Here is a 20,417-nt window from a genome sequence, read left to right as displayed (position 1 = left end):
TCTCAGTCTACTGTCGCCCGGGTAGCGCACTTCTGGTTTGGCCCACTATGTGGACAATCACACGGTTGTGCGCTCTTCGGCCACGTCCAGCCGAGTATGGGCGACGAGTGCCTGCAGGGCGCGCAGCGCGGCCCCGGCGTGGTTGCCCCAGGTGTTGAAGTAGGAGTACTGCCACCACCACAGCGCCTCAAGGGGACGCCCCGCCTGGTAGTGCCTGAGCCCGTGAAGAAGGTCGGCGGCCACCGCCGTCAGGTCGTCCGACAGCCGGTACGGCGTGACCGCGGTGTCCTTGTACGGGTCGAAGACCTCGGCGTAGTCGTCGACCGGGCCGAGCCGCTCGGCCAGGGCCGTACGGACCGCGTCGACGTCCGGGTCCTCGCTCAGGTGCGGTTCCCAGTTGCCGGACAGGATCACGTCCTGGCTGGCGCCGAGCTGCGCGCCCGCCGAGCTGACCTGCGCGACCTCGACCAGCAGCAACGACAGGATGGCGTCGCCGCCCTCACCGTTCGCCAGCCTGGTCAGACCGTCGATGTAGTTCTCCGCGTGCCCGGCGACCCGTTCCGCCAGAGCACCCCATGCGTCAGACATCCAGCAGCCTCCTTCCCTCGAACGCGCGGCCCAGGGTGACCTCGTCGGCGTATTCGAGGTCACCGCCCACGGGCAGCCCGCTGGCCAGTCGTGTGACTCTCAGCCCCATCGGCTTCACCAGACGGGCGAGATAGGTCGCCGTCGCCTCCCCCTCAAGGTTGGGGTCGGTGGCGAGGATCAGCTCGGTGACCTGGCCGTCGGCCAGTCTCGTCATCAGCTCGCGGATGCGCAGGTCGTCGGGGCCGACCCCGTCGATCGGGCTGATCGCGCCGCCGAGCACGTGGTAACGCCCGCGGAACTCACGGGTCTTCTCGATCGCCACGACGTCCTTGGACTCCTCGACCACGCAGATCACGTGGGGATCGCGCCGGGCGTCGCGGCAGATCCGGCACTCCTCGTCGGCGGCGACGTTCCCGCAGGTCCGGCAGAAACGGACCTTGTCCTTGACCTCAAGCAGGGCGTGGGCGAGCCGCTTCACGTCGGCGGGCTCGGCGGACAGCAGATGGAAGGCGATCCGCTGGGCGCTCTTCGGGCCGACTCCGGGCAGCATGCCCAGCTCGTCGATCAGGTTCTGGACGACCCCCTCGTACATGGCTTCAGAACCCGGGCAGCTGACCGAGGCCGCTGCCGCCCCCAAGTCCCTGTGCGAGCGGGCCGAGCTTCTCCTGCTGGAGGTCGGCCGCGGCGCGGACCGCGTCCCTGATCGCCGCGATGACCAGGTCGGCGATGGTGTCGGCCGTGTCCTGGGGGTCGCCGGGGTCAACGGCCTCGGCGCTGATCCTCAGTTCGAGCAGCTCGCCGCCGCCGTTGACCGTGGCGACGACCAGCCCGCCGCCCGCCGAGCCCTCGACCTGGGCGTCGTTCAGCTCCTGTTGAGCGCTCACAAGCTGCTGCTGCATGAGCTGTGCCTGCTCCAGCAGCTGCTGCAGGTTGACATCCCCTGGGTTCACCGTCGTTGTGCTCCTCGTCCGTGACGTCAGTCGTCACGAGCCTACGGGGTCAGAGGCGGGTGTTGTACTGGCCCATGCCCGTGTTCCCCCCATGTGGTGACTAAACCCGGTCCGCCGGTTCACGACGATCCTGTCGGGTCCCGGCCCCCCTCCACGACGTCCGGGACCCGACGGCGCACGCGCCGGAGCGGCCGCACACGACGGCGTGCGCTGCGAAGGTAACCGATTCCAGGTTGCACACACGTTGCGATCGTTCAATCACCCTTCGCACTCCCTTTTCGCCGAACCGGTTGCGTGCACCCGTCCCGACAACCGATGCTTCGGCAATCGGTCTGATTCCTGGGGAGCCATATGTCCGGCAGCCGCCGGGAAGCCGTCCCGGATTTGAACGTCCACTCGTTACGACTGCGCCGTCTGCACGAGTCCGTGCTGAACGGTGCCCAACCTCCTGACGGGGCGTTACGCGGCCTGATCTCCGCCTCGTGGCGCAGATCCATGGACGCGGGCGTCGATCCCGAGGCGAGCGCGGCCCCGCCCGCCTTCGAACGGGAGGACGTCGAGGACGTCCGTTCCCACCATCCCGTCGGCGCCCTGCTGCCGCTCGTCGCCGGAACCCTCCTGGATGCCGCCTCGGCGAGCGCGCACATCCTGATGGTCACCGACGAGAAGGGCCGGGTGCTCTGGCGCGACGGAGACCACCGGGTGATGGGCATGGCCGACGAAGTCGGGCTCGCCGACGGCTTCCACTGGGGCGAGGAGGTGATCGGGACGAACGGCATGGGCACCGCGCTCGCCACCCGGGGCCCCGTCCACGTCTTCTCCGCCGAGCACCTGGTCAGGGCACTGCACCCCTGGTCGTGCTCGGCGGCGCCGATCAACGACCCGGACAGCGGCGAGGTGATCGGCTGCGTCGACATCAGCGGCACCATGAACGCCCTGCATCCGGCGACCGTCGCCCTCGTCGAGACCACGGCCAGACTGGCGGAGAGCCACCTGGCGCTGCGCATGCGCGAGCGCGACGACCTGTTCCGCGCCCGCAACGACGAGCACCTGCTGGCGCTGCGCGGCGAACCCGGCGCCCTGGTCACCGCCACGGGCCGTGTCGTCGCCTCCGACCGCTCCCTGCGATGGGGTGACCGCGTACGGCTGCCCGCCTCCGGCGACCGGGTCGTGCTGCCCGACGGCGAGACCGCGCTGCTGACCCCCGTCCGCGACGGCTTCCTGCTGCGTGTCCTCGGCACGGCCGACACGCCCGTGCTGACCCTGTCCTTCCTCGGGACGCGGCATCCCGCGGCCGATCTCGACGGCGCCCACGTGCCGCTGTCCCCCCGTCACGCCGAGATCCTCACGGTGCTGGCCCTCAACCCCAAGGGCGTCACGGCCGAACAGCTCTCCCTCCACCTGTACGGCGACGCGGGAAACCCGGTGACCGCCCGCGCCGAGATCCACCGCCTGCGCCTGCAGCTCGGCCCCGTGGTCGCGGCCCGGCCGTACCGGCTGACCTGTGTGGTGCGGGCCGACTTCCTCACCCTGCGACGCCTGCTCGCCGGTGAGGACACCACCGCGATCGCCGGCGCGTACGGCGGGCCGCTGCTGCCCCGCTCCGACGCCCCCGCGGTGCGCGACGAACGCGAGGAGCTCGAAGGCCGGGTCCGCGCCCGCCTCCTGACCCGGGGGTCCCCCGACGACCTGTGGGCCTACGCGGAGACCGAGGGAGCCAGGGGCGACGCCCACGTCCTGGAACGACTCGTCGCCGTGCTTCCCCGGAGCGACCACCGCGCCGTGACCGCCGCGATCCGCCTGTCGGCCCTGGACTCGCCCTGATCCCGCAGGACCGTCAGGCGTGGCCGATCTCCTCGATGATCTGGCCGCCCAGCTCACGCTGGAGGAGGGCCATGCCGGTCAGCGCGTCGTCGGACGAACCGGCGTCGTCGGAGCCGGACGACCTGCCGGGCACGGCCTCCGGCCACGCCGACTTGGTCCCCGCCCCCCTCGGCCCCGTCTGGGCGACCGTATGGGCGGCCGTCCTGGCGGCGGAACGCGCGGCGGCCAGACCGGGACTCGGCGGCGGAGGCGAACCCGGGTCCTCGGGGAGCGGTGCGTCGGGCCAGGACTCGTCGGTGGCCTGCGGGCTCTGGCGAGGCTGCGTCTGCGGGGTCTGAGGGGCTCGCTGGGCCTCACGGGGAGGCGAAACCGCCTGGGGCGGCGCCTCCCCCTGGGGCTCCGCGGTCGGCCTCGTGACGGGCCCCTGCGAGGGACTCTGCGCGGGGCTCTGGACGGGGCTCTGGACGGGCTCGGCGCGTGGCGGAGGAGGAGGCGGCGTCTGCTGCCGGGCGCCGGACGGCATGGGCGAACCGCCGACGACGGCCTCCACCTTCCAGGTGCCGCCGAGCACGTCCTGCAGCGCCCCCGCGACCACCACGTCCTTGCCGCCGCCGGTGAAGTTGCGCATCGCGCCCACCTGGGCGAAACCCAGCGTGACGACCTTGCCCTCGACCCCGACGACCTGGGCGTTGGTGTTGACGTTCGCCCAGACGACGATGCTGCGCCGTTTGAGGGCCGCGAGCACCTGCGGCCATGCCTGCTGTACCGCTCCCGCGTCGCCCCCCGACACTCCCGGGACAGCAGGAGCCTGGGCCTGGGGCTGGTCCGCGGCGGGGGCGGGCGCCTGCCCTCCCGGCCGCGTGGGAGCCGGCCAGTCGTCGTCCTTGGCCCGAACCGGTACGGCGGCCGCGGCGGGCTGCGCGGGGGTCTGCGTGGGGGTCTGCGTGGGGGTCTGCGTGGGGGCCGGAGCCTGGGCGGCCATGGGAGCCGGAGCGGGAGGCGCCTGGGCCACCGCCGGGACCACTGCCGGGGCCACCGTTGGAGCCACTGCAGGGGCCACTCCAGGAGCCGCCGCCTGGACCACCGTGACCCCGCCCCGCTCAAGCCGCTCAAGCCGGGTCAGCAGCGCCGCCTCGTCCCTGGCCACCCCGGGCAGCAGGGTCCTGGCGCACATCAGCTCAAGCAGCAGCCGGGGCGAGGCCGCGCCGCGCATCTCGGTCAGGCCCTCGTTGAAGATCTCCGCCGCACGTGTCAGCTCGGCCGGGCCCATCGAGGCCGCCTGCTGCTGGAGCCGTTCCAGCTCGTCACCGGGACGGTCGAGCAGCCCGCTGGTCGCGGCCTCGGGCACGTTCGCCAGGATCACCAGGTCGCGGAAGCGCTCAAGCAGGTCCATCGCGAACCTGCGGGGGTCGTGACCGCCCTCGACCACCCGGTTCACGGCCTGGAAGACCTTCGCCCCGTCGCGGGTGGCGAAAGCGGAGACCATGTCGTCGAGCAGGTCGCCGTCGGTGTAACCGAGCAGGGAGACCGCGCGGGCGTAGGTGATGCCGGCCTCGTCCGACCCGGCGAAGAGCTGGTCCAGGATCGACAGCGAGTCACGGGCCGACCCGGCGCCCGCCCTGACCACCAGCGGCAGCGCGGCGGGTTCGAACGGCACGTTCTCCGAGGTGAGGATCTCCTCCATGAGCGTGCGCAGCGCGGCGGGCGGAATCAGCCGGAAGGGATAGTGGTGGGTGCGGGACTTGATCGTCCCGATGACCTTCTCCGGCTCGGTGGTCGCGAAGACGAACTTCAGGTGCGGCGGGGGCTCCTCGACGAGCTTGAGCAGCGCGTTGAACCCCTCGCGGGTCACCATGTGCGCCTCGTCGATGATGTAGATCTTGAAGCGCGCCGAGACGGGGGCGAAGAAGGCCCGTTCCCGCAGGTCGCGGGCGTCGTCGACACCACCGTGCGAGGCGGCGTCGATCTCGATGACGTCCAGGTGACCGGGCCCGGTCGGCGCCAGGGCCACACACGACTCGCACTCGCCGCAGGGGTCGGGGGTCGGCCCCTTCTCGCAGTTCAGCGAACGGGCCAGGATGCGGGCGCTTGACGTCTTGCCGCATCCCCTGGGCCCGCTGAACAGATAGGCGTGGTTGATCCGGCCGCTCCGCAGCGCCTGCCGCAACGGCTCGGTGACGTGCTCCTGCCCTTTGACCTCGGCGAAGGTCCCGGGCCGGTACTTGCGGTACAGCGCAAGACTCATGCGACGATCCCACCTGCGAGGGAGTCTGAAACGAAGAGACCCCTCGCACACCCGCCAGAGCCTGCTTATCCTTGCTGCCTTCCGGCCCTGGGGAGGTTCACAGGATGACGCCGCGCGAGGGGTCCTGGCACAGTCTAGCCTCTGTCGCGAGTGCTCGGAGTAGTGAACGGCCGCCAACGAAGATGCCTCGAATATGTGGTCAACGCAGTCCTGAAAGTTCGGTAAGCTACTCCACGGAGGATTCGCCTAGTTGGCCTAGGGCGCACGCTTGGAAAGCGTGTTGGGGGCAACCCCTCAGGAGTTCGAATCTCCTATCCTCCGCGCTTGGTTGAGCAGCAAGACACGAAGGGCCCGGACTATCCACCCGGGCCCTTCGTGCTGTCCGGCCTCGGTCGACACGCCCACTTCGAAGCATGCGCGCTTGCCGGCGATGGTGCGGGGCCACCCGTGAGGTGCTGGAGCACCGGCGCCGAGCGCTCGCTCGGCTCCGTTCCGACGCCTCAGAAGGAGGCTTCGACCTGGAACTCTTCGAAGAGAAGAGCAATTACCGTCGATGGATGCGGCTCAGTTTCTGATCGCCACCACTGCCCTTGCCCGTTTCCTGCGCCCCGACGCGGACCGGTACGGCTGGGATCAAGCTGCCGTCGCAGGACTCATCGCAGTCTGCCCCATCACCGAATTTGAGTTCCTCTCCAGTGCCCGATCCATTACGGATCGCGAGCAAGGCGTCGAAGATCTACGGCTTCTGTTCGGCTGGACCCCCATCGATGACCGCGCCTACGACCGCGCCTGGAAAGTTCAGGAAGCCCTCACCCGGCGAGGGCGACATCGCAGCGCAGGCCCTGTCGACCTCGTCATCGCCGCCACAGCGGAACTTCGAGGGCTTACGCTCCTCCACCGAGACCGAGACTTCGAGTGCATCGCCCGGGTCACCGGTCAAGCACTCCAGTGGTACGGCCCAGAGCCGGGCAAGTAACCCTCGCAGGCATGCAGGCTGAGTCCCCGTCGCCCAACCCCCACAGGGAAGGGATCAAAGCATCGCCCCGAATCGACGTCACGCCTACCGACCTCTGGCCGGAGGAAGCGAGACCGTCTTGCGGATGCCGTAGTGGTGATCGGCGGAGGTGGTTCGGAACGCCTCCGCCCGAACGCGGCGTATGCGGTGACCGGGATCACGCGTCAGCCGGAGAGCTGTCTCACGGTGGCGCAGAGGGTCACGCGCGGAGAGGGCGGCCCCTACCCGGCGGACGCCACCGTGCTTGTGCGGGCCGGTGACGCGGCGTCCACCAGGGCGGTGACGCACGTGAGCACCTGTGCCGCTGTTTGGAGATCCGCCTGTTCGCTCCTGCCGGGCATCGCGATCGCCTGGTCCCGCCCCCAAGCCTCGGCTCCATCGAAAGGACCGGTCAGTCGCCTCCGGTGGTGCCGAGCCGTACGGTCGTGGTGGTGGTCGAGCCGTCGGGGTGGAGGAGTTCCACCTTGGCCGAGTCACCTGGCTTGTGGGCGGCGAGGGCTCTGGCGAGGTCCTGCGCGGTCAGAACCGGGTGTCGTCGAGTGCGACGATCACGTTGCCCGGCCTGAGCGTCGTCCGCGTCCCCTGGGCCGTCCGCACGACGCCGACACCGCTCGGTCTGCCGTGTCTGTCGACCACGGTCTGCGCCGCGACTCCCAGGTCCGCCCGGCCGGTTTCGGTCACCTCGCCCTTCTCGACGAGCCGGTGGACGACGCGGGTGACCGTGTTGGCCGGGATGGCGAAGCCGATACCGGGGAGCACACTGCCCGTGTCCGCGTTCACCAGGTCGGCGACCAGCACGCCGACGACCTGTCCGGCGAGGTCGACCAGGGCGCCTCCGCTGTTGCCCGGGTTGATCGCGGCGGAGGTCTGGATGAGGCCGCCGGCCGTCGGAGCGACGGTCTCGTGCCCCTCGGCCGCGAACTGGACGGTCCGGTTCAGCCCGGAGACGATGCCGTCGGTCACGCTGCCCGACAGGCCGAACGGGTTGCCCATGGCCAGCACGATCTGGCCGATGGCGAGCCGGTCGGAGTCGCCGAAGCCGGTGGGGACGAGGCCCGACGGGTCGTCCACCCTGATGACGGCCAGGTCCCCGGCCTTGTAGACCCCGACGAGCCGGGCCGTACGGGGGGCGCCACCGGTGGCGAGCATGACCTCGAAGCGTTCGGCGTCACCGACCACGTGGGCGTTGGTCACGATGTGCCCGAGGTCGTCGTAGACGATGCCCGAGCCCTCGCTGATCTCCTCTCCCGACCGCGAGGTGATCTGCACGACGGACGGCAGCACCCTGGCGATGCCCCTTCGGTAGTCGGCCTCAAGTGTCAGCGGGCCTCTCGCCACGGGGACGGCCACGGAGGACCCGGTTTCGAGGTCCGCCTTGTCCGGTGTCTCCGGGTCGGCGCCCAGATCGTTGCCGAGGAGTACGGCCATCACAAAGAGCGCATTGATGACTACCATCCGCATCTGCCGCATGTGACGATATTTCCCTTGTTGGCGGTGAAAAGCTGCAGGTGGGGGATATATTTCGTGCAAGTCGACGCCGATGAGGCGCTGCGCCGTACCCGGCGAACCGGTGGGCATGGTCGGCCCCGGGGAGGGCAGTGGGGGTCCAAGCGGATCGAAGGGACGTCTGCGATGGATTTCAGAGACGACGCCCGGCTGGACAGCTCACAGGTGGAAAGCGGTGGCCGCAGGAGGATTCCCGGAGGAGGACTCGCGGTCGGCGGGGGCGCCGCCGGAATCCTCGCGCTCATCGTGGCCCTGCTGTTCGGGCTCAACCCCGGGGACATCGTCGGCGGGAACGAGCCCGCCCCCGTGGGGCCGGGAACCGACCTGGCGGCCAAGTGCAGGACAGGGCAGGACGCCGACCAGAACGAGGAGTGCCGGGTGGTCGGCGTGGTCAACAGCATCCAGGACTACTGGCCGACCGTCGTGCAGGGTTACCGGCCCGCCAAGACCGTGATGTTCTCCGGCCAGGTGAACACCGCCTGCGGCGCGGCCGACGCCTCGGTTGGCCCGTTCTACTGCCCTGCCGACCAGAAGGTCTATCTCGACCTGAGCTTCTTCGACGAGCTCCGCACCCGTTTCGGCGCGGAGGGCGGTCCGTTCGCCCAGGCGTATGTGATCGGGCACGAGTACGGCCACCACGTGCAGAACCTCCTGGGCACCAGCTCCATGGCCCAGGGAGACCGGCAGGGACCGCGGAGCGGCTCGGTCAGGCTTGAGCTGCAGGCCGACTGCTATTCGGGCGTGTGGGCGAAGAACGCCTACGAGACCGGCCTGTTCGACAAGCCCTTCACCCAGCAGGACATCCAGCAGGCGCTGAGCGCCGCCTCGGCCGTGGGGGACGACAGCATCCAGGAGCGCACCCAGGGCCGGGTGAACCCGGACGCCTTCACCCATGGCACGTCGGCGCAGCGTGTCAGGTGGTTCACCACCGGTTACGAGAGCGGGGATCCCAACCGGTGCGACACGTTCTCAGGGAGCCTCTGAGGCCGTCGCCGACCTGGGCAAGCAGGCAAAGAATCCGAATCTCTCATAAACTACGTACTGTGATCTTCAAGCTGGTCGGTGATGGACGGCCCTACCCCGAGCACGGTCTCTCGCATCGCGAGTGGGCGCAGATACCGCCGCGGCAGGTCCGCCTCGACACGTTGATCACCACGAAGACGGTGCTCGACCTGCACTCGCTGCTCGCCAAGGACTCCACCTTCTACGGCGACCTGTTCCCGCACGTGGTCCAGTGGCGTGGCGACCTCTATCTGGAGGACGGCCTGCACCGTGCCCTGCGCTCGGCGCTGCACCAGCGCTCGATTCTGCACGCCCGCGTCCTCGAACTCCCCGAGGACTGAGAGCGCCCCGAGGACTGAGGAACCCCTGGCACGACGAAGGGCCCCCGGCGAACCGGGGGCCCTTTCGTTGCTGTGGCGGTGGAGGTGGGATTTGAACCCACGGATAGGTTGCCCCATCACACGCTTTCGAGGCGTGCGCCCTCGGCCACTAGGCGACTCCACCGCCGAGCAGCTTACCGGATATCCGCTATTGCTCGCGCATCCGGCGAGAGGTGAAGAAGTCGGTGAGGACCGTGGCGCACTCGTCGGCCAGCACCCCCATGACGACCTCGGGCCTGTGGTTGAGGCGGCGGTCCCTCAGCACGTCCCACAGCGAGCCCGCGGCGCCCCCCTTGGGATCGACGGCGCCGTAGACGACCCGGTCGACCCGGGCCAGCACGGCGGCTCCGGCGCACATCGTGCACGGTTCAAGGGTCACGACCAGCGTGCAGCCGGTCAGCCGCCACTCACCACGCGAGAGGGCGGCCCGCCGCAGGGCCAGGACCTCTGCGTGCGCGGTCGGGTCCGCCAGCGACTCACGGTCGTTGCCCGCCCCGGCCAGCACGGCCCCCTCGGGGTCGAGGACGACCGCGCCGATCGGCACCTCCCCCCTGGCGCCCGCCTCGGCGGCCTGCTCAAGGGCCAGCCGCATCCCGGCGGCGTACGCCTCGGGGTTCACCGGAGCCGGTCGAGCTCGTCCGCGAAGGCCAGCCGCTCGGCGATCACCGAGAGCGTGTCCGCGGGGAGCGCGCCCTCCTCCATGCTCAGCTCGACGAGCTCCTCCGGGCTCATGCCCAGGTCGCTCAGCAGCTCGAAGTCGCCCGCGGGCCGTACGCCGAGGTCGGGGGTCTCCTTGTCCGGGGCGACGCCGGCCAGCTCGGTGAAGAGCTCGCCGAGCCCGTCGGTCAACCCCGCCTGGGCGTCGGACAGGAAGGTGCGCGGTTCCCGGTCTCCCTCGTAGCGGACGATGGCGAACCACTCGTCCTCGACCTCGACGCACAGCAGGGCCAGCTCGTCACCGTTGAGCCCCAGATGCTCCTGTACGGCGTCGCCCAGGTCGTCGGCTATCTCCGCGGCGCCGAGGTCGATCTCGGCGCCGTTCCATCCGTCCTCGGTGCGGACGAACGCCGCGGAGAACACACTGCCAGTGGATTGCCTGGAGGACATGGCCGGTCTCCCGGGGTCAGCCGAACACAGAGTCGATCGCGCGTTCGAAGGGCTCGGAGAATCCCAGACGGGCGGCGATGCTGGACAGCACGTCCTCGGGAAGGAGGTCGATGTCCCCGGAGAGGATGCCGAGCTCCATCTCGTCGAGCCCCAGGTCGGCGAAGATCGACAGATCTCCGGCGGGCAGGGCCGTCTCCTCATCCTGGAGGATCGCGTCCAGTTCGTCCTCGTCGGGCACCGGCACGTCGAGGTATTCCAGCGCCTGCCGCGCCAGGGGGAAGTCCCAGGACGCGGCGATGTCGGAGAGGAAGACCTCCACATGCTCACCGAACACTCGTAACGCCACGAAGAACTCATCCCCAACGGCGACCAGGCCAATCGTCCCGTTGATGCTCGGCTGCTGGCGTAGGGCGTGGACGAGACCCTGGAGGTCGGAGGTGAGCGCCACGGGAAGCAGCTCCGCCTCCCAGCCGTCGTCCTCGCGATAGACGACGATGGCAAAGTCCAGAGGGTCTTCGTCTGACATGCTCATCCCCACCGGTGCGCTCGCTACGGACGTCAATGCTTTCAGAAGCACCGCGTCGCCGTACGCCTCCGGGGCCAAATTGTGATCCAAATCCGGGTGAGCGGGCGATGTCGTCCAGGCGAGCGCCCGTCGTCCGGGACGTGGGTCCCGCCGCTGTCCCCCGCACGGCCGTCCGGATAGCGTTGACGTCCATGGAGACCCTCGTCGTCGAGCACCCGCTGGTCGCGCACAAGCTGACCGCTCTCAGGGACGCGCGTACGGACTCGCCCACCTTCCGGCGCCTGGCCGACGAGTTGGTGACGCTGCTGGCCTACGAGGCGACCCGGCACGTCCGCGTCACCGGTGTCACCGTCGAGACCCCGGTCGCCAAGGCCAAGGGCGTACGGCTGGCGCAGCCGTACCCGCTGGTGGTGCCGATCCTGCGTGCGGGCCTGGGCATGCTGGACGGTATGACCCGGCTGCTGCCGACGGCCGAGGTCGGCTTCCTGGGGATGATCCGCAACGAGGAGACGCTCAAGGCCGAGACCTACGCGACGCGGCTGCCCGACGACCTGTCCGGGCGTCAGGTGTACGTGGTCGACCCGATGCTGGCCACGGGTGGCACCCTGGCCGCGGCGATCCGGTTCCTGTTCGACCGCGGCGCCGACGACGTGACCGCGCTGTGCCTGCTGGCCGCCCCCGAGGGCATCGCCTACATGGACGAGGCGTTCGCCGGCAGCGACAGGCCGATCCGCCTGGTGACCGCCGCGCTCGACGAACGGCTGAACGAGCACGGCTACATCGTCCCCGGCCTCGGGGACGCGGGGGACCGTCTCTACGGCGTGGTCTGAGGATCTCCCCGGTGTGGGGGGAGGCGTTAACCCTCCCCTTCGTTACCCAACGTGCTTGAATGGGTACGAGCAGTAGCGAGGATGCCTCTTCCGTGTCCCCGGCCAGGGGAGGCCGCGGGCACACATCAGGGAGAAACATGAGCGAGCGGACCATCCAGGATCAGGAGCCGGACCCTTACGAGCACGTCAGTGCCGCGTTGCGGAGCGAGTTCTCCGAGGTCCATCCGGCGGCCACGGTGACCCGCTGCATCCAGGCCGCGCACTACGGCGCGCTGGAGGTGACCGGCCAGGCCCACCCGGTGCTGGTCGAGCGGATCGCCCGCAAGCACTTGGAGGTCCTCGCACTGGCCGCGAGCGAGGGTGGGTGACGAATGTCACACCGTCCTGGTCGGGTCCCGTCGCTGAGATCGTGACCCTGTCAGGGAAGACGCTTTACCTCGCGAATGGCATGGGTAATGTATACGGCGGGTGCAGTGGGTGAGTGGTCGTAGGAGGCCGCAGTGCAGGTCAAGAAGGTTCTGACATACAGCGCCATTGCTTTTGTGGCGTTCTACCTCTTCACAAGACCGGGTGACGCAGCGAACACAGTTAGGGGCGCCATGGACACCATGTTCAACGCGGCCAATTCTCTGGCCCAATTCGTATCCCATCTGTCATGAGGCTGGTGACCCACGGGGACTCGGCTCCCGCGTCGGTCAACCGCTACCTACTCCCCCACGAGCAACAAGTAATCATGGTGCGGCTTCACCCGGCCGTACTGCTGCGCCCCATCGCCGAGGTCTTCGGTGGCCTGATCCTGGCCGGCCTGCTCAGCAGGTGGTTCGGGGGACAGAGCTCCGGAGGCACCGCCCTGGTGATCGTCTGGTGGGCTTGGCTCCTCCTTTTGATCCGTTTTGTGTGGAAAGTGGCGGAATGGTCGGTTGAGCATTTCATCGTCACCTCCAAGCGTGTGCTGCTCACCACGGGCCTGATCACACGCAAGGTCGACATGATGCCCCTCGGCAAGGTGACCGACATGAGTTTCCAGCGCTCACTGCTCGGTCGCATGCTGGGATACGGCGAGTTCGTCCTGGAGTCGGCGGGTCAGGACCAGGCCCTCTCAAGGATCAACTTCATCCCCTATCCGGAGACCATCTACCTAGAGGTGTGTCAGATGCTCTTCCCCGGCGGCAACGATTCGGATGATTAGTGCCCCTATGTCCCGTATGACATAGGGGCCCGAAGAGTCCGCAGGTGGATTCTCTTCACGTGGGGTTACCGATTCGACTGCTTCGTGCAATCATGGCGGGAACATTGACCATCCCCCGCCCTGAGAGATCAGATGCCGAGTCAGGGAACCATCGGTGACCGCGTCCGCGGACTGCGGCTGAGTAGGCGCATGTCTCAGGCCCAGCTGGCAGGGCCTGACCTCTCCGACAGTTATGTCTCCCTCATCGAGTCCGGCAAGCGCACGCCGACCCCCGTGGTCGCGCGGCTTCTCGCCGAACGGCTGGGGTGCACTACCGAGTTCTTGCTGCACGGGATCGAGCCGCGCCAACGGATCGACACCGAGCTTGGCCTGCGTCACGCGGAGCTTGAGCTGCAGCACGGCGACCCCGGGGTCGCCGCGGAACGGTTCGGCGAGATCGTCAAGGTCGCCGGCGAGGAGAACGCCATGCTGGCCGCGCACGCGCGGCTGGGGCGGGCTCGCTCGCTGGAGGCCCAGGACCGAGTCGGACCAGCGGTAGAGGCGTTCGAGCGGCTCCGCCGCGAGGCCGCCGCGCACCCCGAACGGCTGGCAGACCTTCCTCTGACGGTCGCGCTGAGCCGCTGCTACCAGCGCGCGGGCGACACGCTTCGCGCGCATGATCTGGCCATCTACGCCCTCAGCCAGGTCAACCACCTGGCGTTGACGCAGGGCGAGATCGCGATCGAACTGGCCGCCGCGCTGGTGGAGACCGAGGCTGCCAGGCCCCAGTCTCCCGGCCTGTCGTATGTCAGGCACATCCTGGCGGTCAACGGCGTTCCCTCGGTGGTCAACCGCGCCGCCGAGATCCACTCCCTCTGGCAGGCGAGCGTCGCCGCGGCGGAGGGTGAGGACTCGGCACTGGCGGTACGCCTGGCCGACGACGCCATCGCGACCGGCCGACCCGCCCGGATGGCCTTCAGGCTGGCCGGGATCGCACTGGAATGGGCGAGACTCACGGTCTCTCTCGGAAGCGCCTCCCTCTCCGAGGAGGTCTACGAGTTGGCCACCGCTGCCAGCGGGGTCTTCGCCACGTTCGACGAGAAGGTCAACGAGTACGCGGGAAGCCTCGTGGTCCTGGCCCGCCTCCAGCTCGGGAGCGGTAACCCGGACGGCGCGGTCAACCTGGCCTCGTCCGCCCTCGACACGCTGTCCGGCCAGGCCAGCCCCACCGCCGCCGCCGCGCACCTGGTCCTTGCCCAGGCCGCGCTCTCGCGGGGGGAGGGTGAGGTTCTGTCACGGCTGAACACCGCGGGGGAGCTTCTTCACGCCCTGCGTTCGGAGCGGTCCAATCCCGACCGTGAGGTCGCGCGTGCCTGGCGTGAGCTGGGCGACCTCTACGGCAGGGTCGGCGCGGGAGAAGAGCAGACCAGCGCGTATCGTAAGGCTCTTGAGGCAGCGGGAGTCCGCGACGCGATGGTGGGAATGACGGTCGATTCGACACTGGTTCGATAAAGCAATCCGCCTCCTCCGGCGTTCCGGATTTGTTTTTCTGCCTCCGGAATAACTAGGGTCTACCAGTCATTGAATCATAGGATGATTGGCTTCTCCGGAGGAGGCGGACTGTGAGTCTGCGTACGGCGCAGCGGGCGTCTCTCGTTGACCAGGTGATCGACCAGCTCAAAGAGCAGATCACGTCGAACTCCTGGAAGATGCACACGAAGATTCCCACCGAGACCGTGCTCGCGGAGCAGCTCGGGGTCGGACGCAACACCGTGCGTGAGGCGGTAAGGGCACTCACCCACGCAGGCCTGCTCGAATGCCGCCAGGGCGACGGAACCTACGTCCGCGCCACGAGCGAACTCTCCGGCGCCATGCTGCGACGGCTACGCGCCGCCGAGCAACTGGAGATCCTGGAGGTACGGCGCGCACTTGAGGTCGAGGCCGCCAAGCTGGCCGCGACGCGGCGGACCGAGGCCGACATCGCCCACATCGAGGCCGCCCTCGCCGAGCGGGAGCAGGCTTGGGAGTCGGGCGAGCCGACCGCCTTCGTCGAGGCCGACCTCGCCTTCCACGTCGCCGTCGTCCAGGCGACCCACAACCGGGTCATGATCGACCTCTACCAGGACTTCTCCGCCGCGCTGCGGGCCAGCATCACCGCCGCGGGCACCTCGCTCAACAGCACCTACATCCCGCACGACGCCATCGCCCGCGCCATCATGGCGGGCGACGCCGCCGCCGCCGAGCGCGCCGGTCACGCGTGCATGGAGCACATCCTGATCGCTCTGACCGAGGCCCAGGAACTCACCAGCTGACCTTCACCCGGCGCGGCGGACGCCGCCGCGCCGGGTGCTTCCTGTCCGGGTCGGGGCCTCAGGCGGCCAGACGCAGGGACATCACGAGATAGCGGAAGGCCGGCTCGGCGTCTCCGGGCACCTCGGTGATGAGGGCGGGCCGGCTGGGCGTCTGCATGTTGAGCCGTACGAACTCGGTCTCGACGCCGCTCAGGCCGTCCAGCAGGAAGTGCGACTGGAAGGCGATCTGGATCTCCTCGCCGAACAGCTCGGCCTCCAGCACCTCGGTGCCCCGGCCGATGTCGCCGCCGCCCGCCTGGATGAGCACCTGTCCCTGGCCGAAGGTGAGCCTGATCGCGGTGTTGCGCTCGGCGACCAGCGCGACCCGCTTGATCGCCTCGACGAACGGGGCGGCCCGCACGTCCGCCCTGATCGGCCACTCGTCGGTCAGCCGTGCCCGGTAGTCGATGAACTGCTCGTCGAGCAGGCGGACCGTGGTGCTCCTGCCGACGCTCTCGAACCCGGCGACTCCCTCGCCCAGGCCGATCGAGACCTCTCCGCCGCGCAACGACCTGGCCACCTCGACGAGCACCCGGGCCGGGACCATGGCCGCGGCCGTGGCGCCCGGCTGCTCGGGGCGCCAGTCGAACTCCCTGGCGGCGATGCGGTAGCGGTCGGTGGCGGCCATGGTCACGCGTTCGCCCGCGATGTCGAAGCGGACGCCGGTCAGCATGGGGAGGGTCTCGTCACGGCTGGCGGCGGGCGCCACCTGGCCGACCGCGCTCGCGAAGACCCCGCCGCCGACCGCCCCGATCTTCGGCGGGGCCTTGGGCAGCGACGGGAAGTCCTCAACGGGCATGGTGAGCAGGCCGAACTCGGCGCTTCCGCAGGTCAGCACCGCTTCGGACCCGTCGGTGACGATCTCGACCGGCTGGGCGGGCAGGCTCCGGGTGATCTCGGCGAGGATGCGGCCCGGGATGAGCACCCTGCCGGGCTCGGCGACCTCGGCCTCGATCGTGGCGCGGGCGGAGACGTCGTAGTCGAAGGCCGACAACACCAGGTCCTCGGCGTCGGCCTCAAGCAGCAGACCGGAGAGCACGGGAACGGCCGGGCGGGTCGGCAGGGCACGAGCGGCCCAGACCACGGCGTCGGCCAGGACATCACGGTTGACCCGGAACTTCACCTGAGCATCCCTTCGTCCCGAACGGCACCACCACATGCGGTGGCCGTACTCCGGAGAACGGTAGCCGGTCCTACCGACAAACCACTGATACTGACATATCACTCAGTCGGCCGGTGGTCACGCTGCGTTCCCGCGCGGCGGAACGTCCCAGGCTCCCGGTCTCACGCCGAGGGGGTCCAGCCGGGGGTGCGTCCGAGTACGGCGAGGACGCGGTCGAAGCCCGGCGTTTCGTCGTCGACGGGCAGGCCCGGCTGGAAGGCGGCTCCCGGCCTGGTGCGCCGTTCGTCGTCGGGGACGGCCAGGGCGATCGGCCAGGCGGCCTCGACAAGCTCCGGGTCGGGCCGGTAGTCGGCGCCGATCGAGCGGGCCACGTCCCAGGCGTGCACCAGGTAGTCGATGAAGTGGAAGCCGATGGCCTGCCGGGCAGGAAATACCGGTCCCCGGGGGGCGAACTCGGGCAGCGTGAACCCCCGTTCGAGCACGCCGTCCTCGGCGAACGCCGCCAGCACGTCCTCCGCCGCCTTGGTGTAGAGCTGGACGGCGTCGTCACCGAGCGGCCTGACCTTCCAGACCTCCAGGTCGGCTCCGGTGCCCCTGGCCGCGGCGGCGAACCCGTGGTGCTGGACGGTCATGTGGGCGAGCAGGTCGGCCACCGTCCATCCCGCGCACGGTGTCGGCCTGTCGAGATCGTCGATCGTCACCGCGGCGACCACGTCCACGCTGTCCCGCACCGCTCGCCGGTCGAACTCCTGAATGCTCACGAAGCCCCCTCAGATGTGTTGATCACAGCATCCATCATCATGGCCGCCCCACCCATGGTGGATCGGCGGTACCCACCGAGGGGGCTCGGTGGGTACCGCCGGAACCGGATCGTCAGTCGACGATCGTCACCGTGGCGTACTGGTATCTCGTGGTGCCGTTCTCGTCACCCCAGTGGTACCGGCCGGTCATGACCTGGCCCGCGTTCGCCCGCCACGAGTGCCTGCTCTCCTTGAGATCGCCGCTCCACGCGGGGGAGGAGAAGCGCACCTGCCTGCCCTGCCAGAAGAACATGGCCGCGAGGTACTTCGTGGAACCGTTCTCGTCACCCGAGTGCCACCTGCCGATGACGGCCTGGTCGTTCGGCGCGGTGTAGGACGACCTGCTCTCCTTCAGGCCCGCGCTCCACAGTCCCTTCACCACGTTCTGGACCGGCTGGTCGTTGATGGTGATCGTGCTGCAGTAGTAGGTGGTGGAGCCGTTCTCGTCCCCGGAGTGGGAACGGCCGGTCATCACCTCGTTGCCGGGACAGGTGAACCACACCCCGGCCGACTCCTTCACGGTCGAGGTGTGGCTGAGCTGGACCTTGACCGTCACGTCCAGGGTGGTCGGCGCCGCGGACGCGGGAGCCGCGGTCAGGGTGGCCAGCGCGGCCGCCGCGAGCGCGGCGGGCAAAGCCTTCTTGTACACGTTCATGTTCTCCGGCTTTCGTTCCGACAGGGTTCGGTGCTGTGCCAAGAGCGCGTGTGTTGACGGCTCGCGCCATCCCCGGATGTCGTCCGTGGACGCCGGGTGGGAGGCGTCGCCGGGATGGCGATCACATGGTGGCCGTCGCCGTACCGACGGATCGTCCCTCTGCCGGACGAGCGGCGATCCGTCCCGGGGGTTATCCCGGGACCCCTCCGTGGGTGATCACAGCGGCGGGAGAACACGGTGTTCCTGATCAGGCTGTAGGCGCGGGCCGAGCAGGGGAACGCCGAAGGCGGACACGGGGTCCGTGCGCGCTCAGACTCACCCCTCGCGTAGGGCTGAGCGCGCACGGACCCGGGTGGACGTCTGTGGCTCCGGACCGGCTACGCGCCGAGGCGTTCGACGGTGAAGGACGCCAGGAAGCCCAGGGTGGCGATGAGGCCGGTGAAGAGATGGGCGCGTTCGAAGGCCTCGGGGATCATCGTGTCGGCGACCATCGTGAGGATCGCCCCTGCGGCCACGGCGGTGATCACCGAGACGGTCGCGGGTGAGGCGTCCTGGAGGGTGAGGTGGCCGACGAGGGCCGCCAGCCCGCTCACCAGGGCGATGCCGCCCCAGACCCCGAAGACGTACGGCGCGCCGCGCCCGGCCTGCTTCATGCCCGCCGCGCTGGAGAGCCCCTCGGGAACGTTGGAGATGAAGACGGCCCCCAGGACCGCGATCCCGACGCCCCGGCCGTCGAGCAGTGACAGGCCGAGCACGACCGACTCGGGGACTCCGTCGAGCAGGGCGCCGACGGCGATGGCCGTACCGCTGCCCTGGATGTCGCCCTCGGACGGCTGCCTGTCGCCGGAGCGTTTGCGGTGGCGGGCGCCGTACCGGGCGAGGAGGGTGTTGGCCGCGACGTAGGCGCAGGCGCCGACGAGGAAGCCGACCGCCGTGGGGAGGAGCCCTCCTGAGCGTTCGGCCTCGTCGACGAGTTCGAAGGACAGCGCCGAGATCAGCACGCCCGCGCCGAAGGCCATGATCCCGGCGATGATCACGGCCGGGACCCGTACCAGCCAGGCGACCGCCGCCCCCACGACGAGGGCTCCCCCGGCGGCGGTTCCCCACAGACCTGCCTGAAGCCACTGCGGCACGGCCGTCTCCCCCATCCCGCGTCGGGCGACATTTCCCAGGAACGGGTAATGAATGTCCCATATTCTCGCGAGGTGGGGGAGCGTGGTCAGATGCCCCGTACCGAGGCGATGGTGAAGGGGGTCCGCGGGGTTCCCGAGCCGAGTGGGCCGCCCTTGTCGAACTGGGAGCGGACCACGTAGAGCGTGCCGTTCCCGAACGCCAACGTCGTCGGGAGTTGGAGGGCCTCGTCGGTCAGCCGCCGCTCGACCCTGGCCGCGGCGCCGTCCCGTGTCACCTTCCAGCGACTGATGGTGTTCTCGGTGTTGTGGACCACCCAGAGCCTGCCGCCCCGCAGTTCGAGCCCGTCGGCGTGCAGCGTGTCGCCTCCGGTCAGCGTCACCCTGCGGATCGCTCCTGAGGCGATGTCGAGGCGGTACAGGTCGCCACCGGTCATGTCGGGGGTCAGCAGGTAGTGCCCCGAGGGGTCGGCGACGATCCCGTTGAGGGTGAACGCGTCGGGCCCGTGGGGGTCGAGTGCCTCGCCCAGGTCGAAGCGGACGGTGAGCGTCGTCCTGCCTCCGGCCGCCACCTGACGCGGCGTGACGCGGTAGACCACGGAGCGGACGCTGTCGGTGAGGTAGGCGTTGCCGTCCGGGGCGATGGCGAGGTCGTTGACGAAGGCCGGGTTGTCCGGGGCCTGCCCGGGGACGTCGAAGCTCGCCAGCAGGCGTCGGGTGCGCGTGTCGTAGACCGAGACCCCGGTCGTCGAGTCGGTGACCCACAGCCGTCCCGCCCGGTCGACCTTGAGCCCGTTGGCGGTGTCACGCCCGTCGGCGCCCGCGGGCAGGAAGACCTGGGCCACCCGGTGACCCGGTGTCATCTTGAAGACCGTGCCGTCGGTGTAGGAGCCGGCGTAGAGGTCGCCGGTGCGCGGATCCACGGCGACGCCCTCGGGGTAGACCCGGTCGCCGGGAAGTTCGTACGCGGTGGAGATCCGCGCCCGCGTGATCTGGTCTGTCGTGGCCGGCGCACCGGAGGCGGGCAGCGCGGGGGCGAGGGAGAGCAGCGCGGTGAGGGTCGTGGCCGCGGCGGCCACGATCAGACGAGGCGAAGACATGGTGCCCTTCTGTTCGGCTTCACATGCTTGACAGAGTCATATCGCTTGTTCGGAAGCGAACTCTAGTTAGAACTCTAATGGTCGTCAACGCTTTAATTCACGGGTTGTTACCATGCG

The 20,417-nt window shown here is 69.5% G+C and carries 22 protein-coding genes, 2 tRNA genes and 1 other RNA gene; 10 read left to right on the top strand and 15 right to left on the bottom strand.

Annotation, left to right across the window (positions count from 1 at the left end; genetic code table 11):
• Positions 1–57: 57 nt before the first annotated feature.
• Genes ABZ470_RS36605 through ABZ470_RS36595 form a run of 3 tightly spaced genes read right to left on the bottom strand, consistent with a single transcriptional unit; the run spans position 58 to position 1,538 of the window.
• Positions 58–588 carry a DUF5063 domain-containing protein gene (locus ABZ470_RS36605; RefSeq protein WP_352013694.1) on the bottom strand — a complete coding sequence of 177 codons (531 nt, stop codon included), beginning with the start codon at positions 586–588 and terminating at the stop codon, positions 58–60.
• Positions 581–1,180, bottom strand: coding sequence for a recombination mediator RecR (recR, locus tag ABZ470_RS36600; RefSeq protein WP_352013693.1), 600 nt, complete (start codon positions 1,178–1,180; stop codon positions 581–583). Before recR ends, ABZ470_RS36605 begins: the two co-directional genes overlap by 8 nt.
• A 4-nt stretch (positions 1,181–1,184) precedes the next feature.
• Positions 1,185–1,538, bottom strand: a complete 354-nt coding sequence (locus ABZ470_RS36595) for a YbaB/EbfC family nucleoid-associated protein (protein ID WP_352013692.1) — start codon at positions 1,536–1,538, stop codon at positions 1,185–1,187.
• Positions 1,539–1,889: 351 nt separating this feature from the next.
• On the opposite strand from ABZ470_RS36595, the gene ABZ470_RS36590 reads away from it, so the two are divergent.
• On the top strand, positions 1,890–3,362 hold the full coding sequence (locus tag ABZ470_RS36590) for a GAF domain-containing protein (RefSeq protein ID WP_362917243.1): 1,473 nt from the start codon (positions 1,890–1,892) through the stop codon (positions 3,360–3,362).
• Positions 3,363–3,375: 13 nt separating this feature from the next.
• On the opposite strand, the gene ABZ470_RS36585 is transcribed toward ABZ470_RS36590, so the two are convergent.
• Positions 3,376–5,607: a DNA polymerase III subunit gamma and tau gene (locus ABZ470_RS36585; RefSeq protein ID WP_362917241.1), complete on the bottom strand. Its 2,232-nt coding sequence runs from the start codon at positions 5,605–5,607 to the stop codon at positions 3,376–3,378.
• 31 nt (positions 5,608–5,638) lie between these two features.
• Positions 5,639–5,734, bottom strand: an RNA gene (ffs, locus tag ABZ470_RS36580) — signal recognition particle sRNA small type.
• Positions 5,735–5,842: 108 nt separating this feature from the next.
• On the opposite strand from ffs, the gene ABZ470_RS36575 reads away from it, so the two are divergent.
• Both ABZ470_RS36575 and ABZ470_RS36570 read left to right on the top strand, forming a co-directional pair.
• A tRNA-Ser gene (locus tag ABZ470_RS36575) sits at positions 5,843–5,928 on the top strand.
• A gap of 232 nt (positions 5,929–6,160) precedes the next feature.
• Positions 6,161–6,583 carry a PIN domain nuclease gene (locus ABZ470_RS36570; protein WP_362917239.1) on the top strand — a complete coding sequence of 141 codons (423 nt, stop codon included), beginning with the start codon at positions 6,161–6,163 and terminating at the stop codon, positions 6,581–6,583.
• A gap of 558 nt (positions 6,584–7,141) precedes the next feature.
• On the opposite strand, the gene ABZ470_RS36565 is transcribed toward ABZ470_RS36570, so the two are convergent.
• Positions 7,142–8,083 carry a trypsin-like peptidase domain-containing protein gene (locus tag ABZ470_RS36565; protein ID WP_362917237.1) on the bottom strand — a complete coding sequence of 314 codons (942 nt, stop codon included), beginning with the start codon at positions 8,081–8,083 and terminating at the stop codon, positions 7,142–7,144.
• Between the two features lie 171 nt (positions 8,084–8,254).
• Here ABZ470_RS36565 and ABZ470_RS36560 point away from each other — a divergent pair, with 171 nt between their 5' ends.
• Complete coding sequence (locus tag ABZ470_RS36560) at positions 8,255–9,112, top strand: neutral zinc metallopeptidase (protein WP_352013687.1); 858 nt, start codon at positions 8,255–8,257, stop codon at positions 9,110–9,112.
• A gap of 59 nt (positions 9,113–9,171) precedes the next feature.
• Positions 9,172–9,471: a type II toxin-antitoxin system VapB family antitoxin gene (locus ABZ470_RS36555; RefSeq protein WP_352013686.1), complete on the top strand. Its 300-nt coding sequence runs from the start codon at positions 9,172–9,174 to the stop codon at positions 9,469–9,471.
• A 73-nt stretch (positions 9,472–9,544) separates the two neighbouring features.
• Here ABZ470_RS36555 and ABZ470_RS36550 read toward each other — a convergent pair.
• The 4 genes from ABZ470_RS36550 to ABZ470_RS36535 all read right to left on the bottom strand — a co-directional run bounded on the left by ABZ470_RS36550 (position 9,545) and on the right by ABZ470_RS36535 (position 11,143).
• Positions 9,545–9,634 (bottom strand) — tRNA-Ser (locus ABZ470_RS36550).
• Between the two features lie 24 nt (positions 9,635–9,658).
• Complete coding sequence (tadA, locus tag ABZ470_RS36545) at positions 9,659–10,102, bottom strand: tRNA adenosine(34) deaminase TadA (protein ID WP_352013728.1); 444 nt, start codon at positions 10,100–10,102, stop codon at positions 9,659–9,661.
• Positions 10,103–10,125: 23 nt separating this feature from the next.
• The gene (locus ABZ470_RS36540; protein ID WP_352013685.1) at positions 10,126–10,617 is read right to left on the bottom strand and encodes a tRNA adenosine deaminase-associated protein; all 492 of its coding nucleotides are present in this window, start codon (positions 10,615–10,617) and stop codon (positions 10,126–10,128) included.
• Between the two features lie 16 nt (positions 10,618–10,633).
• Positions 10,634–11,143 (bottom strand): tRNA adenosine deaminase-associated protein, encoded by a 510-nt coding sequence (locus tag ABZ470_RS36535; protein ID WP_352013684.1) that lies wholly within the window; start codon positions 11,141–11,143, stop codon positions 10,634–10,636.
• 191 nt (positions 11,144–11,334) lie between these two features.
• On the opposite strand from ABZ470_RS36535, the gene upp reads away from it, so the two are divergent.
• The 5 genes from upp (at position 11,335) to ABZ470_RS36510 (ending at position 15,453) form a co-directional block, all read left to right on the top strand.
• Positions 11,335–11,973 (top strand): uracil phosphoribosyltransferase, encoded by a 639-nt coding sequence (gene upp / locus ABZ470_RS36530; protein WP_362917235.1) that lies wholly within the window; start codon positions 11,335–11,337, stop codon positions 11,971–11,973.
• Between the two features lie 137 nt (positions 11,974–12,110).
• The gene (locus ABZ470_RS36525; RefSeq protein ID WP_352013682.1) at positions 12,111–12,341 is read left to right on the top strand and encodes a hypothetical protein; all 231 of its coding nucleotides are present in this window, start codon (positions 12,111–12,113) and stop codon (positions 12,339–12,341) included.
• 287 nt (positions 12,342–12,628) lie between these two features.
• Positions 12,629–13,162 (top strand): PH domain-containing protein, encoded by a 534-nt coding sequence (locus ABZ470_RS36520; RefSeq protein ID WP_352013681.1) that lies wholly within the window; start codon positions 12,629–12,631, stop codon positions 13,160–13,162.
• 132 nt (positions 13,163–13,294) lie between these two features.
• Positions 13,295–14,653 (top strand): helix-turn-helix transcriptional regulator, encoded by a 1,359-nt coding sequence (locus ABZ470_RS36515; RefSeq protein ID WP_362917232.1) that lies wholly within the window; start codon positions 13,295–13,297, stop codon positions 14,651–14,653.
• A 110-nt stretch (positions 14,654–14,763) separates the two neighbouring features.
• Positions 14,764–15,453, top strand: coding sequence for a FadR/GntR family transcriptional regulator (locus ABZ470_RS36510; RefSeq protein WP_352013679.1), 690 nt, complete (start codon positions 14,764–14,766; stop codon positions 15,451–15,453).
• 58 nt (positions 15,454–15,511) lie between these two features.
• On the opposite strand, the gene dnaN is transcribed toward ABZ470_RS36510, so the two are convergent.
• The 5 genes from dnaN to ABZ470_RS36485 all read right to left on the bottom strand — a co-directional run bounded on the left by dnaN (position 15,512) and on the right by ABZ470_RS36485 (position 20,300).
• Positions 15,512–16,615 (bottom strand): DNA polymerase III subunit beta, encoded by a 1,104-nt coding sequence (gene dnaN, locus ABZ470_RS36505; RefSeq protein ID WP_362917230.1) that lies wholly within the window; start codon positions 16,613–16,615, stop codon positions 15,512–15,514.
• A 161-nt stretch (positions 16,616–16,776) separates the two neighbouring features.
• Entirely contained in the window at positions 16,777–17,376 is a 600-nt protein-coding gene (locus ABZ470_RS36500; protein ID WP_352013677.1) for a TIGR03086 family metal-binding protein, read from the bottom strand.
• A gap of 112 nt (positions 17,377–17,488) precedes the next feature.
• The gene (locus ABZ470_RS36495; RefSeq protein WP_362917228.1) at positions 17,489–18,070 is read right to left on the bottom strand and encodes a hypothetical protein; all 582 of its coding nucleotides are present in this window, start codon (positions 18,068–18,070) and stop codon (positions 17,489–17,491) included.
• A gap of 377 nt (positions 18,071–18,447) precedes the next feature.
• Complete coding sequence (locus ABZ470_RS36490; protein ID WP_362917226.1) at positions 18,448–19,203, bottom strand: ZIP family zinc transporter; 756 nt, start codon at positions 19,201–19,203, stop codon at positions 18,448–18,450.
• 86 nt (positions 19,204–19,289) lie between these two features.
• On the bottom strand, positions 19,290–20,300 hold the full coding sequence (locus tag ABZ470_RS36485) for an SMP-30/gluconolactonase/LRE family protein (RefSeq protein ID WP_362917224.1): 1,011 nt from the start codon (positions 20,298–20,300) through the stop codon (positions 19,290–19,292).
• Between the last annotated feature and the right edge of the window lie 117 nt (positions 20,301–20,417).

The sequence above is a fragment of the Streptosporangium sp. NPDC020072 genome, assembly GCF_040631445.1.
Lineage (GTDB): Bacteria > Actinomycetota > Actinomycetes > Streptosporangiales > Streptosporangiaceae > Streptosporangium.
Note: the sequence above shows the minus strand (reverse complement) of the source record. Positions and strands in the feature narration are given on the sequence as shown.

What these genes read in the sequence shown, in the direction of transcription:
- ABZ470_RS36605 (WP_352013694.1), bottom strand. Translation starts at nt 588, where the DNA reads ATGTCTGACGCATGGGGTGCTCTGGCGGAACGGGTCGCCGGGCACGCG.
- recR (WP_352013693.1), bottom strand. Translation starts at nt 1,180, where the DNA reads ATGTACGAGGGGGTCGTCCAGAACCTGATCGACGAGCTGGGCATGCTG.
- ABZ470_RS36590 (WP_362917243.1), top strand. Translation starts at nt 1,890, where the DNA reads ATGTCCGGCAGCCGCCGGGAAGCCGTCCCGGATTTGAACGTCCACTCG.
- ABZ470_RS36585 (WP_362917241.1), bottom strand. Translation starts at nt 5,607, where the DNA reads ATGAGTCTTGCGCTGTACCGCAAGTACCGGCCCGGGACCTTCGCCGAG.
- ABZ470_RS36570 (WP_362917239.1), top strand. Translation starts at nt 6,161, where the DNA reads ATGGATGCGGCTCAGTTTCTGATCGCCACCACTGCCCTTGCCCGTTTC.
- ABZ470_RS36565 (WP_362917237.1), bottom strand. Translation starts at nt 8,083, where the DNA reads ATGCGGATGGTAGTCATCAATGCGCTCTTTGTGATGGCCGTACTCCTC.
- ABZ470_RS36560 (WP_352013687.1), top strand. Translation starts at nt 8,255, where the DNA reads ATGGATTTCAGAGACGACGCCCGGCTGGACAGCTCACAGGTGGAAAGC.
- tadA (WP_352013728.1), bottom strand. Translation starts at nt 10,102, where the DNA reads ATGCGGCTGGCCCTTGAGCAGGCCGCCGAGGCGGGCGCCAGGGGGGAG.
- ABZ470_RS36540 (WP_352013685.1), bottom strand. Translation starts at nt 10,617, where the DNA reads ATGTCCTCCAGGCAATCCACTGGCAGTGTGTTCTCCGCGGCGTTCGTC.
- ABZ470_RS36535 (WP_352013684.1), bottom strand. Translation starts at nt 11,143, where the DNA reads ATGTCAGACGAAGACCCTCTGGACTTTGCCATCGTCGTCTATCGCGAG.
- upp (WP_362917235.1), top strand. Translation starts at nt 11,335, where the DNA reads ATGGAGACCCTCGTCGTCGAGCACCCGCTGGTCGCGCACAAGCTGACC.
- ABZ470_RS36525 (WP_352013682.1), top strand. Translation starts at nt 12,111, where the DNA reads ATGAGCGAGCGGACCATCCAGGATCAGGAGCCGGACCCTTACGAGCAC.
- ABZ470_RS36520 (WP_352013681.1), top strand. Translation starts at nt 12,629, where the DNA reads ATGAGGCTGGTGACCCACGGGGACTCGGCTCCCGCGTCGGTCAACCGC.
- ABZ470_RS36515 (WP_362917232.1), top strand. Translation starts at nt 13,295, where the DNA reads ATGCCGAGTCAGGGAACCATCGGTGACCGCGTCCGCGGACTGCGGCTG.
- ABZ470_RS36495 (WP_362917228.1), bottom strand. Translation starts at nt 18,070, where the DNA reads ATGAACGTGTACAAGAAGGCTTTGCCCGCCGCGCTCGCGGCGGCCGCG.
- ABZ470_RS36485 (WP_362917224.1), bottom strand. Translation starts at nt 20,300, where the DNA reads ATGTCTTCGCCTCGTCTGATCGTGGCCGCCGCGGCCACGACCCTCACC.